The following is a 15,913-nucleotide window of genomic DNA, read 5'->3' on the forward strand; positions in this document are numbered from 1 at the left end:
GTCACCAAATGACTTTGAAAAACTATATGAGCAGACACAGACAAACGAACTGCTCTTAGTAAGTTAAGATGAGGATAAATTTCTCATTTTAACTTGCGCTAAATCTTGACATAGGACCATTTCTTTCAAAGCAAATGTCGGAAAGGAATGATCACAATACGCAGGATTCCGTAAAAAATCATTTTCCCTGCCCCCTGCTCTTTCTGTCGATATTCTTCCCCATAGGTGATTGTTCCATCCGGAACCACCTGTCTGCTAGCCAGTTTCAAGCTTTCTGCCTGCTCACGTAGAGATTCGTTTAGTTCCCCACTTTCAATGAACAACATCATTTCCGTATCAAGATAAACACTCCTCATATCTAAATTACAGGAACCAACCATGCTAAGCGTATCCCCAGCCAATATAGTCTTTGTATGTAATGCCTGCGCTCCTAGATATTCATAAACATAACTTCCTGTCTGTCTCACATTTTTCTTCTGATTCAAATAATCCGTACAACCAAAAGGATTCGTGCCGCTCTCAACCGCATTGATAATTATTTCTGTTTTCACACTTCTTGAACATATCTCCGTCAAATCCTGATACATTTTCTGATTACATATAATATAAGGAGTCTGTATCAGAATATTGTCCACTTCATTCATTTCCTTTACCATCCTATCCCAGAGTTGTGGCTGTTTATTCTCCGGCTCCATAGGATTGGTACAAAGTTCAATGCTTTCTGTAGCTATCGTTTCTTTTAACCAATCAGTCTCATAAAAAGCTTCTGGATATTTTTTTCTGACTTCCTGATAATGCCCCCTTAATTTTCCATGAATATCCCCATGTTTCTCATACTTTCTGCAGCATGAAATATTCCATATTTTTTCAAAATATTCCTGCAGCTGGACATAGGACTTTCCTCCACCCGGTACCATTTCATAAACCAGAATATCCCTATCCTCATTATATGAGTCGATATAATTACCAAGAAATAAATCATCTGTGTTTCTTCCGCCAAGGATATATGCAAAATCATCTGCAATCAAATATTTGTCATGCATCCTGTAATTATTTTTCCACGGTTTTATCAGCGTAATAGGATTGTATAGCTTAACCTCCACATTTTCATGCGACGTAAGTTCCCGAAAATTTCTACTTCCTCTCAAATATAATGTTCCATTTATGCCATCAACTAATATCTGAACCTTTACACCTCTATCTGCAGCATTTAATAGTACAGCCATCATATCCTGACCACTGTTATCGTCACGAAAATCAAAAGTTGCAAGCACGATATTTTCTTTTGCCGATTCGATTAAACGGAGCCGCCACACCAACGCATCCACATTATTTTCTATATTTAATATCCTCTCCTGTCCAGCCATATTTAACGCCCTTTCACACTCTCTGTTTTCTTCATCAGCTCGTTTGTGATACAGCGGCGGGATCACCAGACATACTATCAAATAAAAGAACCATATTCTCAAAATACCTTTTATCATCTTTCCGAATTTTTTCATTATTCTACACCATTGTATCCTTCGACATTTTATGCTACGATATAAAAAAACAAAAAGCGAGTTGATATATATGAACCATACAAAATCTGCCATCATAGATGCTTTCTGGCAGTTGTTGGAAGAACGTCCCTACACCAAGATTACTGTAAGGGATATCGTAGAACTCTGCCAAGTCAATCGAAACACCTTTTACTATCATTTTCATGACATTCCTGAGCTTCTGGAAACTACGATAAAATCTGATGTAGATCAAATCATCCAGACTAACGGACATTTTGGTTTACCGACGGATTGCTTGATTCCAATTGTTGAGCGTTGCTTAAAACGTAAAAAAGCCATGCTCCATATATACCGTTCTGTGAAACGAGATATATTCCAAAGCGAATTAGAAAGAATCATACTCTACACAGTAACTCAATATGTACATACTGTTACCAAAGATTTGAATATTCCTTCTGAAGATAAAACTATCCTAATACAGTACTATAAATGTTGCCTTCTTGGATACACATTAGATTGGCTGGACAAAAACATGAACTTTGACCTTTTGAAGTCAGTTACTCGTATTACTGATTTGATTGGAGATTCTTTGAAGCAGGCATTTCTTGAATTGTCCGAATCTTCAAGGACATAATACCCGATTAGATTGAGCACCGCTTTAACTTGACGGTGCTCTTTACATTAGTGGGGCAAATATTCTCAAGATTTCCTGAAATACCCTTATTGGCAACCTTTCTATACACTCTTCTAATGTAATCTGCGTGCACTCATTCAATGTATCAAAATAATCTTTTTTAATTTGTAATACTGCCTTACTGTTATACATCCATACTCCACATTCGAAATGCAGATAGAGGCTTCTAAAATCTAAATTCGTTGTTCCTACAGTCGCTATCTGGTCATCGGAAACAAATATTTTAGAATGCATAAATCCTTTTGAATATTCATATATTTTCACACCACCATATATCAATTCCCTGTAAAATGATCGTGTAGTCAAATGAATCAAGGCCTTGTCATAAATATGAGGAGTGATAATCCGCACATCTACACCGCTTTTAGCCGCTAAGCACAATGCAGATACCATGCTGTCATCGACAATCAAATATGGCGTACAGATATAGACATAATCCTTAGCATTATTTATAATCTGAAGATATACATGTTCTCCCACGTTTTCATTATCCACAGGACTATCCGAATAGGGTTGTACAAATCCATCTGATTCTATTCTTTCATCTACTTCATTTTTGGGGAAAAAGCATTCTATGTCATCTGGTATTCCACAACATAATTCCCACATTTCCAAAAACATTAATGTCAAACTCCATGCAGCTTTCCCTTTGATTTGTATAACTGCATCTTTCCAATACCCATGTTTTTCATAAGTATTGATGTACTCATCAGACAGATTTAAGCCTCCAGTAAAGCAACCTTCCCATCAATTACAGTAATTTTCCTATGATCCCGATTATTCTGAATAGCCGTAAGAACAGGACGAAATGGATTAAACACTTCACATTTAATACCAATATTTTTCAATTGCATCGCATAGTCTTTCGGTAGTGCGAGAAAACATCCAATATCATCATAAATAACTAGCACCTCAACATCTTGAGAAACCTTTTCTTTCAAAATATCCAAAATAGACTGCCACATCAATCCATCTTTAATAATAAAGTATTCTATAAAAATATATTTTTGTGCCTTTTTCAATTCCTCCAGGAAAATAGGAAAAAATTTCTCTCCCGGCGAAAGGTACTCAGTCTGGGTATCATCATAAACAGGAAAACCAGCATACTTTAGATACCGGATCTGTGGTATATGAGCAGGAGCCTCATAATATGCAGATTTTTCTGCACTTCCAGGTAATCCATAAAGGGTTCTGTTCTTTTGTCCGATCTGAAATATTTTCTGTTCAAATTTTCTTGTAGATGCCTGAAAATTATATAAGATATACAACAGACTTCCAAACAACGGAAACAATAAAATCAAAAAATTCCAGATTACTTTATTGGCCCTTTTGTCCTTTTTAGAAATGATATAAAGGACAAGAAACCCACTGATTATATGAACAACGCTTCGTAATACTTGTGCAATAAAGCTTTCATTTTGAAAAATAAAGAACAAAAAGCAAAGTTGTAAAATCAACAAGAATAATACTTGTACTCGTCTCAAGAGCAATGCTCTAAACCATGAACGCTTCATTTGATTCCCCACTTATTCTAAATTCTTATTTTTCTACTTATCCCCATACCGAAAGCCCCTGGTCCTACATGACAGCTGATACTGAAAGTCAGCGGATCGTATTTAACATCTTCCCAAGGAAACATCTCTTGGGCCATTTCCATCCATTCCTGATGTTCTTCTTTTTTTCCGAAGCTCCCTGCGACGCCCACATATATCTCATCACTATTTTTATGAAATTCATCTGCAATTGTTTTCATTTCCATAAGCAGACGCTTTTTACAGCTTTTTGTTCCACGAACTTTTGTATAGGCATCTAAACGTTCCCCGGCAATTACAAGCAGTGGTTTTATACTTAATAATGTGCCCATGGCAGCTCCCGCCGGAGTGACACGTCCACCCATTTTCAAATATTCTAAGGTTTCCACGCCTACATAGATAATGGATTCATAAGCAGTTTGTTCTAAAGCTTCTTTTATTTCTTTTGCAGAACACCCTTTTTCTTTCAACATCAGCGCATCCAACACGGACTGCCTCTGGGTGACAGAAATGCGATGATTATCAACCACCTGTACTTTTTCTTCATAATCCTGTGCCAGTACCTGAGCTGTTTGACAGGAACCACTAAGTCCGCTGGACATTGGAATATATACAAGCTCATCATATTCGGATAAGAGCAGTTTATCCCACATGTCTAAAACTTCTGCTGGTGAAGGCTGAGAACTAAAAACTTCTCTTTTTTCCTCAAGGCATTGATAAAACTCCTCATGAGTTAAATCAATGCCTTCATAGTATGTTTTCCCTTCCAGAATCACCGGCATTGGAATGACATGGACACCTAGAATCTTTCCTTCTTCTTCAAAGATCCCACTGTTGCTGTCTGTTACAATCGCAACGTTCATCTCATAATCCTCCTGTGCCATTTTTATACTATTACAAATATTTCTTTAATTCATTTACTTTATCCAGCCTTTCCCATGGAAGATCCAAATCTTCTCTTCCAAAATGTCCATAAGCAGCTGTCTGTCTGTAAATAGGCCTTCTTAAAGTCAATTCTTTGATAATACCAGCTGGGCGAAAATCAAAGTTCTCTCTTACAATCTCCGTAATTCTCTCATCTGAAAGTTTTCCTGTTCCAAACGTGTCCACCATAATTGAGGTGGGCTGTGCTACACCAATAGCATAGGAAAGCTGCACCTCACATTTTTCAGCCAACCCTGACGCTACAATGTTTTTTGCCGCATAACGAGCCGCATATGATGCAGAGCGATCTACCTTAGTACAGTCCTTTCCCGAAAAAGCTCCACCACCATGCCGCGCATATCCTCCATATGTATCTACAATAATCTTACGGCCTGTCAATCCACTGTCTCCATGCGGTCCACCTATTACAAAACGGCCTGTTGGATTGATATAGAATTTTGTATTCTCGTCCACCATTCCACCTGGTAGGATTTCGTCAAACACATATTTTTTAATATCCAACTGAATCTGTCCCTGTGTTATGTCCGGATCATGCTGTGTAGAAAGCACTACGGCATCCAGCCTGAATGGTTTGTCCTTTTCATCATATTCTACAGTTACCTGGGTTTTTCCATCTGGTCTCAAATATGGAAGTATTCCTTCTTTTCGTACTTTTGTCAGCTGCAATGCCAGCTTATGTGCAAGCTCAATGGGATAGGGCATATACGTCTTAGTCTCATTCGTCGCATATCCAAACATCATCCCCTGATCTCCAGCTCCGATGGCTTCAATCTCTTCATCCGACAAATTATGTTCTTTTGCCTCAAGAGCCTTATCCACACCCATTGCTATATCTGCCGACTGTTCATCAATGGCTGTTAACACACCACAGGTATCTGCATCAAAACCATACTCTGCATTTGTATATCCAATTTCCCTGATTGTATCTCGAACCACCTTCTGGATATCTACATATGCATTGGAAGTAATTTCTCCCATTACCATAACAAGACCTGTAGTCGTTACCGTCTCACACGCCACCCGGCTCATAGGATCCTGCTTCAACAATTCATCCAGCACGGCATCTGAAATAGCATCACACATTTTATCTGGATGCCCTTCTGTGACAGACTCCGATGTAAAAAATCGTTTACTTTTATTCATTTTTCATTTCCTTTCATCTTTTTTCCGATTACCTGAATGAATACTTCGATATTCAAATTCATAGTTGTTTCTTTAATTTGCGATTCCCTTTTTCTCTCTGTTCTCTTTCCAAAGTTCATCTGCAACTGGCTTCCAATACTTCGCATACTGGTCACATTTTGCACAAAGATGTTCTGCTGTTTCCGGAGATTGAAGATCTGTTGAGTGAGCTCCTGATTTTTCAACCATTGCACGAAGCTTGTCAGGATTTTCCAGCATAGGACACGGACGAAGCATATTATCATTAAATGGCTGATTATCATGGTAAGCCATCATCATCGGTGACTGCAGTGCTTCCAGAAGCGTCTTTTCCCGAATATTAGAATCTGAATAATGGATAAATACGCAAGGATCGATATCACCGTTAGCATTAATATGTAAGTAGCGATGACCACCAGCGATACATCCGCCAACATATTCTGCATCATTCTGAAAATCCAGTGCAAATAATGGCTTTGTGGCACGATAACGACGGATTTTCTCATAAACTCCGGTACGCTGCTGCGGTGTAGGCATCAACTCTGGAACAGCATCGTTTCCTACCGGCATATAATGGAAATACCATACAAAATAGGCGCCCATTTCAATCAATGTATCATAGAATTCCTCTGATGTAATTGAATCATAATTGGCACTGGTATAGCAGCAAGAGATTCCATAAATCAGTTTCTTTCTTCTGAGAAGTTCCATGGCTTTACGTACTTTCTGATATACACCAGTTCCACGTCGTCCATCAGTTGCCTCTTCAAATCCTTCCAGAGAAATGGCTGGTACAAAATTACCTACACGGAGCATTTCATCCGCAAATTCTTCGTCAATCAATGTTGAATTTGTAAAGCAAAGGAATACGCAATCCGAATGCTTTTCACAGATCCGAATCAAGTCTTTTTTACGGACCAGCGGCTCCCCACCAGTGTAAATGTACAAATAAACGCCCAATTCTTTTCCCTGGCAGATAATATCATCAATCTCATCATAAGTAAGATTTAATTTGTGTCCATATTCCGCTGCCCAACAACCAGTACAGTGCAGATTACAGGCCGATGTGGGATCCAGAAGGATAGCCCATGGAATATTACAGTTATACTTCTTTCTCAGTTCTTCTTCCTTTTTCCAGCCAACCAGACTGGCATTAATAAACAGATTCACGGCAAGTGTCTTAGTCACATTGGGATCTACCTCTTTAAAAAGACGGCGGATATAGCTATAATAAGGATGTTCCGGATCTGTAATTGCTTCCCGAATAATTTTTCTCTGAGAAATAAATTCACCATCAGCAAATTTGTCCGCCCAGTCCATCATCTTCGGCATATGCTTATCCGGATCCTTGTAAATATAATTGAATGTCTGCTCGATTCCCAGTTTCTTTAAAGTATTTGATGCGTTCATAATAGAATTCCTCCCTATAATTTTATATTTGTTAATAATAAGTTTTACTTAAACATTTTATTCTTCCCAGTCAGTATCTTCCTCGTTCTTTTCCTGTCCTTGGATTTGTTTTGAAATCTTCACCGTCTCCTTGACTGTGAGATGATTCATGAGACCTTCTGCAAAAAAACCGCATCCGATAATGACATGACTGATCTGACTTTCCTGAAACGGCTTTATTATAATTAAGATCCCAAAAGCAGCTACAATGATGGAAAGTGTCAATATCCATTTCCATATTTCAAGTCCAAATACTTTTGCGTCTTTTGCAGTCTGAACTTTTAATACAGCGTCAAGCAAAATCAACAATCCTAGTCCTGGGGAAAGATATGAACGGATACGCAAATTACATCCAAGCACTATCACTCCTAGCACTATCAGGAATATTCCACAGGCCAGATCATATTGGAAAGCCAGATCATACAAATCATCTGAAAGATATCCAATAATCTTAACAATTCCATAGGCAGCTAATATGATGCCCCCTGTGATACATAGCACCAGTGGGGATATAGATGGTATTGTCATACATACGATTCCAGCTATATAGAAAATAATTGAAATCAAAACATACCCATCTCTTGCCATACGAATCTTTTTCAATATTTTCACCTCCATTCTCTTTTTCTTGCCTAAATTCTACATACTATTTCATTCTTCTTCTATGGGCAAACGTCTTCTATATATCCAAAAACTAGGCAATCTTAACATGTTTGTCTGGATTCATTCAAAGTCCAAGATCAATAAAAGCTTCCCATTGCCGACATAAATGTCGACAACGGAAAGCTTTTGCTTATTTGTTTATCATGGAAAAGAATATGATTATTTCAATTTTTTCAAACTCAAATAACATGATATTCTTTCAGCAGTTTTTCCACATCTGTGTTTTTGATAAAGTCTAAAGCCTTTTTAACAGCAATCTTTTCCTTGATTCCCAGCTTCATCTGAGTCAGTGGTTCTCCATCACGCAATTTGACAGTCGCATTCAAAAGATCCCTCACATCATATGTGCTGCACCAAACCTCCGGAACTCCACGGTCTACATTAAGCAAGGTATAAACAGCTTCCATACCGGTACGCATGGAATACTCTGTTGTAAAAATAGTATCCCTTGCGGTCTCGGCAAACTGGCCAATAAATGCAAAGTTTACTGCTCCATCAGGCACAACTTTTGGACGATCCGTATCATTACGAGGCATGAAAAAGGCATCAATATAAGGCATCATAACTGGAACTGTGTTTGCACTGTTCTCAGCCAGTTCTTCGATCTCGTTTTCCGGCACACCAATATGGTACAGCCATTCCATACAGATCTCTTTTCCTGTACAATCTCTCATTGGCTTTTTGACATAGTCACCAGGTCTGTCATTAAAGAGCGCATATACCCAAACGAGACAATGGTCTTTTGGCTGGGAACGGAACTGTGGCTGACGGTTAATCGTCCAACTCAAAAGCCAGCTGGAATCTTTTACAGATACAATACCGCCGGTGACCACTTTACCAGTAAACGGATCTCGTTTACAGATATTTGTGATATATGGAATAATTCTTTGATCAAGTGTCTCCACAGTGGCACTCATCCAGTTGCACAGCTCACTGTCATAACAGAATTTATCCGGATTTCCAAAGTCAGGGCTTTGGGCGGCAATACGTCTCCACATATCCCATCCGCCACCTGGCTTGATTTCCGGATTATATGGAGCCGGCGTATTCTGGGATCCCATTGCAGAGTTTTCCACACATCCACCATTTGTGATGAACACAAGATCATCCTCTGTGAGGTCTACGAAACGTGTTTCACCTTCCGCCTCAATTTCAATACGGGTAGCCTGCTTTCTGTTGGATGTAACATCAAACTCAACATTTACAACCTTTGTATTATAGTGGAATACGACACCGGCATTTTCCAGATATTTTACCATCGGAAGGATCATACTCTCATACTGATTATATTTTGTAAAGCGCAGAGCGGTGAAATCAGGAAGCCCTCCAATATGGTGAATATACCGCTTAATGTAACGCTTCATTTCCAGTGCGCTGTGCCAGTTTTCAAACGCAAACATCGTCCGCCAGTACAGCCAGAAGTTTGAATCAAATACTTCATCGTCAAAATATTCATCAATACGTTTATCATACAATTCTTCATCCGGCGTGAAAAACAGCCTCATGATCTCCATCTGTGCTTTGTCTGAAACTGCAAATTTCTTATCTGTATGTGCATCCTGTCCCCGGTTGACAGTAGCACGGCAAAGGGAGTAATTCGGATCTTCTTTATTGAGCCAATAATACTCATCCAGTACACTGACTCCCTCAGTTTCAATAGATGGGATAGAATGGAACAAATCCCACATAACTTCAAAATGGTTATCCATTTCACGTCCGCCACGCATTACATAACCTACACCCGGATATTCAAACCCATCACAGGCACCACCAGGAATCGGATCTTTTTCAAAAATGTGTATACGTTCACCTTTCATCTGACCATCACGGACAAGGTAACATGCGGCTGAAAGTGCTGCCAGCCCTGTACCAATAATATAAGCTGACTTGTGATCTACTCCTTCTGGTTTCTTCGGATGAGCAAAAGCTTCATAGTTTCCACTTGAATAATACATAATCATACCTCCTGAATTTCAATTCGTTATATATGTTTTTCAATTACATCCTCAATATACATTGTATGATAACTACTCTCAATCAACAGAATAGCCCCATCATCGAATTCTTCGATGACAGGGCTATATTGTTGTTTTTTTCGACAAACTCCATCATTTGTTGATATTATCATATGGCTTATCAATCCGGCATTTTTCAAGCATACGAATGATATCTCCCTCTATTAAATTACTCAGTCTGAAAATCATCTTTTCCGGTGATGGTTTCATGTCCTGCCGTATCCAGTCCAGCATCATACCTACAAAAGCATACTTGTAAAAATCGGCAATAAATTTTTTATCCTCCTCCCTGACACTCATGCCTTGTGCACATTCTTCAACAACGTTAATAATCAATTGATAAACAACCCTGTACAGATATTGAATAATCTGTTCCTGACTCACATGACGGTAAACATTAAGTATAAAAGGCTTGTTTTCTTCTACGGCTTGAAAAATATTCAGAAATCCCTGTTCCCATGTATCATATGTAGTATTTCCATTTGCTGCTATGCGGGAATCCTCCTCACAGGACCATTCAATGAGGTCATAAATATCTTTGAAATGATAATAAAAAGTTGCACGGTTGACACCGCAGTCTTCTGTAATATCACTAATTGTAATTTTGGTAACCGGTTTTTTCAGTAACATCTTTTTAAGAGATGCCTCTAATGCTCTTTTTGTAATATCCGACACTTATCAATCCCTTCCTATTCTGTATATCATTCCATTCGTTTGAAAAATATTATACCAAACTCGCATATTTTCCACAATGAACAAAAAATAAATCAAATTACAAATGACAAATCAGCCAATGCCTGATATCGTCATAAACGTCTTCTTTGTCTGTCTCATTGATCAATTCATGTCTGTCATTTTTATAAAGTTTTATCGAAATATCCTTAATTCCTGCTTTTTTGTAGATTTCATAAACATTTTTAACTGCTTTTCCATAATTACCAACAGGGTCTTCTTCTCCTGCAATCAAAAATACAGAAAGGTTCTTCGGTATTTTTGCAATATTATTTGAATTCTGTATGAATGACAGCACGTCCAATAAAGTACGGTATCCATTTACCGTGAAGGAATATGTACAATACTTATCTGTGTTATATTTATCAACAATAGTTTCATCCTTTGTAAGCCAATCATTTGATGTCCTGACGTTTGGAATATGATTATTAAATTTGCTGAAAAACATATTTTTCAGCATCTTGGATCTATAGCGGTCTCCCTTAAAGAATTTAGTCAGCGATACCATTATTTTACCAGCTTTCAGTACACTTCCAGACTGGTTGCCTGTTCCGGAAATAATCACTCCATCCAACTCATTTCCATATGTCATTATATAGCGCCTTGCCATAAATGACCCCATACTGTGTCCAAACAAGAAGTAAGGAACATTAGGGTAATTTTTCTTTGCAAAACGGGTTACTTCATATAAATCTGCAACGACAGTTTCACTCATGTTGCTTGGACAAAAATACCCCAAATCGTCATCTATTTTTGCCGTTTCTCCATGACCAAGATGGTCATTCCCAATTACAAGAATACCATATTGGTTTAAGTACCTTGCAAATTCATCATAGCGTTTTATGTATTCAATCATTCCATGAGAAATCTGAACAATTCCAATTACTGTAATATTGGGTTCCCAAATAACAACATGCAACTGATTCTTTCCATCTGAGGATGGTATATATAATTCCTTCATTATACTGCCTCCTTGTTTCTTATCTCTAGAAATATACTTTTAAATTTCCTATGCATTATTTCAAGTATCCTCTATTTCAGCATATCAGATATCCTCCCAACGACAATAGGCAAACACCTTTGCTATGTTAAAAAAATGGACATTCATACAAGGTATGTCTAATAGTTTTAAATCATTGTTTCATGAAACTTTGCCATAACAAATAAACTACAATAATTTCCTTAAAATAAGGAGAAACATTCATCATTTGAACATTTCTCCCCCTGCAGTATTTTTCTTCTGCAATATAACTTATAGAACTCTTCTTGCTCTTCAGTACTTATGCAAGCTCAACCCCTTTCGCTTTGCTATCTTTTCCCTGCTGTTTTGCAATAATCTCCTTGTTCATTTTTAATCGCTCATGAATAGATTTCCTTTCCTTTTTCCCCATTGTTTTTTCGTTCTCTAAAAGGGAGCCCTGTTTTAAGGCACCCTTATCGGATACTGCTCTTTCAGGCAACTTCTTTTCTCCATCCGCCGATAATTGAACTGCTCCTTCTACTCGTTCAGGTGCTTTTTCTTCCAAACTGCAAAAACTCTGCAAATACGGCAGTATATGCTCCTGCATATCCGTAAGATCCGCCATATATGCCTGAAAGGATTTATCTCCCTTACCCTTTTGGTAATTCAGCCAGCTCTCATCATGCAGCTTCATTTCATTCTGATTCTTCAACTGGCTCAAAATACCGCCGTTTCCATCTCCGATATTGATTTTCCCTTTTAGTTCCTGCATCTGGTCACGATCCGGATAGTAAATCGTAAAATACATCTGTACAGTTTTCTCCGGCATTCCAGTCTTTGGATCTGCTTGTGAAGCCAGTTCTGTATCCATTTTGGTTGTTATTTCATCCAGTCTTCCCAGTTTCTGATAACCGGAAATGTCCATTTCCTTATCTTCACAGAAATTGATGCGGACAACCGGTACTGTTGTCTCCGGTATCTCAGGCTGATAGGCTTTCAGTTTCTCCAGAAGTTCTTCTGCCCGTGGAGACTCTTCGCATTTCTCATCAATAATATCTTTCAAAAGCGGAATGTACCTATGGGCATATCCGCATCTTAATTCCAATGTAACAGTTTCCACCATATCTTCCTCCGGGCTGAAGTTGTCATGATAATCATAATGGTCAAAGTCTTCCGCTAATTGATCCAGTGCTGCCGCCAGTTCATCTGCAGTCATTTTGTCCGGATAATAATGGACATTCAATTCTTTCGGAGGATAATATCGAAAATCAGGAAACGCTTCTACAATCTTTTCCAGTGCTTCATGTACCATTGGAAGGGCTGCCAGGAATGCAACATCATCCAGGCTGTCTCCCCGGATCGATTTCCTGCTGACCAGAGATACCTCTGCCTCATCATAAAAAGTATCATTCGGGTCACGGTAAATAATGCCCATGCCGTTTCCATAGTAGCTTAACGTTGGGTCATCAATGATTTCCCGGTATTTTGCAAGGATCTCATCCAGATTGGTACTCTTATAAATGTTGCCAAGGCTATGGTATTCATCACATTCTGCAGCATAGTATTCCAGATATGGCTCTTTCTTCGGAGGCATATTGTTCAGGACATTATCGATCATATTGTAGTTTGCCTCCTCCAGCTCTTCTACTTTCGCCAATGGCTTGTACTCCCCTCTGGCTTTCATCTGCTCCGTTTTTTCATCCAGATACCGTTCGGATTTTTCAAGAAAATCTTCTAACGTACCAGTCTTATCCGGTCTGATCGGGTTCATATCTACCCTCATATTTCCGACCTTATACCCTGCTTCATTCAATGCAGAAAACAAATCATCCTCACGTACAGTTCCCTCATAAGCAATTACCACATCCACATCAGAATCTTCTTTATATAGCCCATCCCTTGTACGGCTTCCGTACACACGCACAGCCTGTATCCTGGCATCCAGATCGTTTTCAATAATCTCTGACTGTGCAATCGCCCATACTGTCTCTTCGATTTCTGACCGGCTCATTCCATTTAATCCAGCTTCCGCTTCGGTATGATTCGAAATAACCGGCACACGTTTTCTCTGGCTTCTTGCTTCCTGAAGAATCTCTGCCCCTACTTCTTCCGCTTTTTCCCGCAATTCATCATAATCTACAGGTATCCGTTCTAACTGTTCCAGTCCTTCGTCCTCTAAAATATCCTGAATAGCCTGTCCCATAGAAATATCCGGATCATCCAAAATGCCTCCGTCCATGAGTTTATACTCCTTATCGTAAAAGGAATAATCATATCCTTCCGTTGCCACCTGAATAGCAAAATATTGATCCCCGATCCGGTAAGCCAATTCTTCCTGGTTCAGTTCCGGCTCTAATTGCAGGAAATCCGGCAATTCACGGAAACTGATACTGTCTACAAAATAAACTTTTACATTCCCATTCTCATTGAAGACTACAATATCACTGACCGATAAGGAATGCCCGGTATAATCTGCCGGATGGGCAATATTGAACTTTTCATACAGAGAATCCAGTGTATCGCCATATCGCATTTCATCGGAATAGATTAGCTCATAGTCCTCTTTTTTCACTTGATACCCATGCCTTTCAATAAAATTCATATCCATAAATTCATATTCTCTGCCGGGACTGCCGTCTATGATCTGGTATATTCCATATCTGTTTTCTGTCCCCAGAAGAAGTTTCGCCTCTTTCAATGACTTTATCTGTGGATACTCCTGCATCCGTTTTTCCAACGTCCTGATCCGTTCCACATCCTCTCTCTCCATCTGGTAATGCTCCGGTCCTCTCTCAATCTCCATCCGTTCCCGCACTGCAATCGGTCTTGGATAAGTGGTAACCAGAAATACTGTCTCCCCAGCATCAAACATCCTTAATGCTTCATCTCTATCAAGATCTGTCATTGGAGGCTGATACAATCCAGCTTCCTCAAAATCTATTTCGTCCTCTTGTTCCTGCATACGCTGCCACGCATCTTTTTCAATTCCATAGAGACCTTCATGTTCCAGTATCATCTCCCTGCTGGCATAGTCCCCATGAGTGCCTTCTGACTGCAGGCAGTACACCTTTTCCCCAACACGATGAAGCTCCAGTGCCATCTCCTGACGAAGAGGGAACATATCATCTGCGGTATAGCCATATCCCTTTAGTTCCGCCATACCAACGGAACGATCCGGGAATTCGTCAATTTCCTCTCTTGCATCCCTCAGAATTTCATCCACCTTCTCTTCATCCGAGGAACGGACAGCATCTGCAAGGTCTCTGATCATTTTCCTGATATCATAATCATCCCCGGTCATAGCCGCATATTCCAGAACCTGTTCTTTTTGTTCCTCTGTAAATAAAATGTTTTCCCTCTGTTCTGCCCGTTCCATCTGTCTTTTGGCATAATCCCGGACTTCTTTTTCTGCCAATGTCACATTCCTGTTCATTGCCATATTCATTCTCCTCCTACCGTCCAATTCTTCTGGCAAGGACAATCAGCCTGCCGTTGGTGCTGGAATATTCACAGGTAGATAAAGAAAGCAGCTCATCATCCTCCCTGACGGTAACCCCCGTCGGATAAAGCTGATAAGCTGCCATTTTCTGCAAATAATCCATCTGCTGTTTTCGTGTTTCTTTGTGTAAAAAATCATAATAACCACCGCTTTGTGCCACATTCGTCACATACACGGCAGCCACTTCATACTGGTATTTCTGGTTTTCCAGATATAGCGTGATTTCCTTATGCTCACGGTAAAACTCTTCTTTTTTATACTCATTTAATTGTTTGAACATACTGCCATCTTTCATTTGGTGACCATAAATAATCAAATGTTCCTGCCTGGCATCAACATCATTCCGGCAGTCCAGCATCAGTGTTCCACAGATGGCATAATTTTTTTGAAAATCGTGGTGGAGATAAAACTCATTATCTTTACCCTGCACGACCGGATAACTGATATCTGTATCAGCAATCTTCAGCCAACCGATGCAATCTGCATTTTCATCCAGCAATGCCTGATAATCAAAGTCATCTATTTCTGTCGTTGGATTATCCTCATTTGATTCTAATTCGTCATCCTCAGTATCATTTTCCGGAAACGCTATCTCTTCCACCTGCCGGTAATTCTGTCTGTTGTCATAAGAATCCTGCCAGTAATCCAAGAGGAATTTCCCGCTTATCAACGAAATTACCAGAAACACAATCAACATTACTTTTTCTATTTTCCTCACATAGCACCTCCTTCCAGGCATGAAAAAACCGGCAGGTATTTC

Annotated in this window: 13 protein-coding genes; 1 reads left to right on the forward strand and 12 read right to left on the reverse strand. The window is 39.2% G+C overall.

What is annotated here, in order from left to right; genetic code table 11:
* Positions 1 to 125: 125 nt before the first annotated feature.
* A complete protein-coding gene (locus B5E53_RS13035; protein ID WP_087315739.1) occupies positions 126 to 1,502 on the reverse strand; it encodes a phospholipase D family protein in 1,377 nt (458 codons plus the stop codon).
* 70 nt (positions 1,503 to 1,572) lie between these two features.
* Between B5E53_RS13035 and B5E53_RS13040 the strand changes: the two genes are divergently transcribed.
* Complete coding sequence (locus B5E53_RS13040) at positions 1,573 to 2,136, forward strand: TetR/AcrR family transcriptional regulator (RefSeq protein ID WP_162611914.1); 564 nt, start codon at positions 1,573 to 1,575, stop codon at positions 2,134 to 2,136.
* Positions 2,137 to 2,178: 42 nt separating this feature from the next.
* Here the strand turns inward: B5E53_RS13040 and B5E53_RS19785 are convergent, their stop codons facing one another.
* From B5E53_RS19785 to srtB, 11 genes are all read right to left on the reverse strand, one after another.
* Entirely contained in the window at positions 2,179 to 2,817 is a 639-nt protein-coding gene (locus tag B5E53_RS19785) for a phospholipase D-like domain-containing protein (RefSeq protein ID WP_242963707.1), read from the reverse strand.
* 98 nt (positions 2,818 to 2,915) lie between these two features.
* Positions 2,916 to 3,710, reverse strand: coding sequence for a PLDc N-terminal domain-containing protein (locus B5E53_RS19790; protein ID WP_242963714.1), 795 nt, complete (start codon positions 3,708 to 3,710; stop codon positions 2,916 to 2,918).
* A gap of 17 nt (positions 3,711 to 3,727) precedes the next feature.
* The gene (locus B5E53_RS13050) at positions 3,728 to 4,591 is read right to left on the reverse strand and encodes a DegV family protein (protein WP_087315743.1); all 864 of its coding nucleotides are present in this window, start codon (positions 4,589 to 4,591) and stop codon (positions 3,728 to 3,730) included.
* Between the two features lie 31 nt (positions 4,592 to 4,622).
* Complete coding sequence (gene metK / locus B5E53_RS13055) at positions 4,623 to 5,816, reverse strand: methionine adenosyltransferase (protein ID WP_087315745.1); 1,194 nt, start codon at positions 5,814 to 5,816, stop codon at positions 4,623 to 4,625.
* A gap of 72 nt (positions 5,817 to 5,888) precedes the next feature.
* A complete protein-coding gene (locus tag B5E53_RS13060) occupies positions 5,889 to 7,244 on the reverse strand; it encodes a radical SAM protein (RefSeq protein WP_087315747.1) in 1,356 nt (451 codons plus the stop codon).
* A gap of 57 nt (positions 7,245 to 7,301) precedes the next feature.
* Positions 7,302 to 7,871, reverse strand: coding sequence for a DUF308 domain-containing protein (locus tag B5E53_RS13065; protein ID WP_162611915.1), 570 nt, complete (start codon positions 7,869 to 7,871; stop codon positions 7,302 to 7,304).
* A gap of 254 nt (positions 7,872 to 8,125) precedes the next feature.
* Positions 8,126 to 9,901, reverse strand: coding sequence for an oleate hydratase (locus B5E53_RS13070; protein WP_087315751.1), 1,776 nt, complete (start codon positions 9,899 to 9,901; stop codon positions 8,126 to 8,128).
* Between the two features lie 153 nt (positions 9,902 to 10,054).
* A complete protein-coding gene (locus tag B5E53_RS13075; RefSeq protein WP_087315753.1) occupies positions 10,055 to 10,636 on the reverse strand; it encodes a TetR/AcrR family transcriptional regulator in 582 nt (193 codons plus the stop codon).
* Between the two features lie 97 nt (positions 10,637 to 10,733).
* On the reverse strand, positions 10,734 to 11,654 hold the full coding sequence (locus B5E53_RS13080) for an alpha/beta fold hydrolase (RefSeq protein WP_087315755.1): 921 nt from the start codon (positions 11,652 to 11,654) through the stop codon (positions 10,734 to 10,736).
* Between the two features lie 319 nt (positions 11,655 to 11,973).
* On the reverse strand, positions 11,974 to 15,093 hold the full coding sequence (locus B5E53_RS13085; protein ID WP_087315757.1) for a YodL domain-containing protein: 3,120 nt from the start codon (positions 15,091 to 15,093) through the stop codon (positions 11,974 to 11,976).
* 13 nt (positions 15,094 to 15,106) lie between these two features.
* On the reverse strand, positions 15,107 to 15,871 hold the full coding sequence (srtB, locus tag B5E53_RS13090; RefSeq protein ID WP_087315759.1) for a class B sortase: 765 nt from the start codon (positions 15,869 to 15,871) through the stop codon (positions 15,107 to 15,109).
* Positions 15,872 to 15,913 lie beyond the last annotated feature (42 nt).

It is taken from the genome of Eubacterium sp. An11, assembly GCF_002161065.1.
Lineage (GTDB): Bacteria > Bacillota > Clostridia > Lachnospirales > Lachnospiraceae > Anaerobutyricum > Anaerobutyricum faecale.

Bases quoted from the DNA above. Each gene is read 5' to 3' on its own strand.
- B5E53_RS13035 (WP_087315739.1), bottom strand. From the start codon at position 1,502: ATGAAAAAATTCGGAAAGATGATAAAAGGTATTTTGAGAATATGGTTC.
- B5E53_RS13040 (WP_162611914.1), top strand. From the start codon at position 1,573: ATGAACCATACAAAATCTGCCATCATAGATGCTTTCTGGCAGTTGTTG.
- B5E53_RS19785 (WP_242963707.1), bottom strand. From the start codon at position 2,817: ATGTTTTTGGAAATGTGGGAATTATGTTGTGGAATACCAGATGACATA.
- B5E53_RS19790 (WP_242963714.1), bottom strand. From the start codon at position 3,710: ATGAAGCGTTCATGGTTTAGAGCATTGCTCTTGAGACGAGTACAAGTA.
- B5E53_RS13050 (WP_087315743.1), bottom strand. From the start codon at position 4,591: ATGAACGTTGCGATTGTAACAGACAGCAACAGTGGGATCTTTGAAGAA.
- metK (WP_087315745.1), bottom strand. From the start codon at position 5,816: ATGAATAAAAGTAAACGATTTTTTACATCGGAGTCTGTCACAGAAGGG.
- B5E53_RS13060 (WP_087315747.1), bottom strand. From the start codon at position 7,244: ATGAACGCATCAAATACTTTAAAGAAACTGGGAATCGAGCAGACATTC.
- B5E53_RS13065 (WP_162611915.1), bottom strand. From the start codon at position 7,871: ATGGCAAGAGATGGGTATGTTTTGATTTCAATTATTTTCTATATAGCT.
- B5E53_RS13070 (WP_087315751.1), bottom strand. From the start codon at position 9,901: ATGTATTATTCAAGTGGAAACTATGAAGCTTTTGCTCATCCGAAGAAA.
- B5E53_RS13080 (WP_087315755.1), bottom strand. From the start codon at position 11,654: ATGAAGGAATTATATATACCATCCTCAGATGGAAAGAATCAGTTGCAT.
- B5E53_RS13085 (WP_087315757.1), bottom strand. From the start codon at position 15,093: ATGGCAATGAACAGGAATGTGACATTGGCAGAAAAAGAAGTCCGGGAT.